Origin of the sequence: Mucilaginibacter gossypii (genome assembly GCF_900100945.1) — a bacterium.
GTDB lineage: Bacteria > Bacteroidota > Bacteroidia > Sphingobacteriales > Sphingobacteriaceae > Mucilaginibacter > Mucilaginibacter gossypii.
In genome coordinates, this window is the sequence record NZ_FNCG01000044.1 from 1 (window position 1) to 1300 (window position 1300).

The 1300-nt window shown below is 44.8% G+C and carries 1 protein-coding gene; it reads left to right on the forward strand.

What is annotated here, in order from left to right; all coding sequences use genetic code 11:
• Positions 1–222 precede the first annotated feature (222 nt).
• Positions 223–1300 (forward strand): IS110 family RNA-guided transposase (locus BLS28_RS30435; protein ID WP_091176635.1); only part of this gene is annotated, 1078 nt, incomplete at its 3' end.

The following is a 1300-nucleotide window of genomic DNA, read 5'->3' on the forward strand; positions in this document are numbered from 1 at the left end:
CTGAGTGTTTAAATCCGTGGCCTCTGAAGGTGAAATGACATAGATTTGCTGAACCGTGCAGTGTGGCCGACCGAGTTATAGTGCTTATTGCCTGTTGCTGAGTATGGTTCCGAAGCAAGAGTCTGAAGGTATGGTACGATCCCTTGTGTGGGTGATTTGTCCGATGGGTAGCCTGTCTTTTCTTTAAACTCCTTCGGGCACGGTTTAAAAAGCGTTATAAGTATGGAAAAGATGCATTTTCATGCGGCAGGTATAGATATTGGAGCCCGCAAGGTATTTGTGGGTCTTGAAGGCCAGCCGGTTCGTTCGTTTGAGACTTTCACCAGTGATCTGGTATCACTTAAGAACTATTTATTGGAGCATAAGGTAAGTACAGTGGCAATGGAAGCCACAGGAGTATACTGGTATGTACTTTACGATATTCTTTTAGATGGGGGATTGGATGTGTGGCTTGTTGACGGAAGACAGACCCGCCAGTTACCAGGCAGGAAAACAGATGTAAAAGATTGTCAGTGGATACAGCAATTGCATAGTTATGGCTTGCTGAACCGCTGTTATGTATCCGAAGGTCATATCAAAGAATTGCGTAGTTATCAGCGCCTTCGTGAAGATCATCTTCGGAGTGCGGCCATGCATGTGCAACACATGCAGAAGGCCCTGATAGAAATGAATATCCGTTTGCCGGAGGTATTAAGCCAGGTCCATGGAGTAAGCGGGATGGCGTTAATCGATGCGATACTGCAAGGCGAGCGAGATCCTGATAAGTTGTTTTCACTTTGCCATAAAAAGATCAGGGAGAATAAAGGGGAAGAGCTATTGAAAGCCCTGCAAGGTCATTATACAGCGCAAGGGCTTTTTTCATTAGGTCAGGCCTATAAGGCTTATGGTTTTTATCAAGGCCAGATAATGGAATGCGACAGCCAGATTGATAGTGTTTTACAACGGATCAACAGGGATAAGAACCTGCCGCCGGGAATAAGCGAAGGAAAACGCAAGGCGATCCGTCACAACAAACCTCATATCAACAACCTGGGAGATCATCTGTTAAAAATATTTGATGGTAAGGATGCAACTAAACTTCCGGGTATTACAGATTACAACTGGTTACAGTTATACACAGAGGTGGGTTCGGATCTTAGCCGATGGCCAAGTGAAAAACATTTCACAAGCTGGCTTGGTTTATCTCCCGGCCAGGACCGTTCAGGGAAAAAGAACAAAAGTAAAAGTAAGGGTAAACCGGCCGTTGGGCAAATATTCAAACAAATGGCCCATGGATTATTGAACAGCAAGTATATCGGCT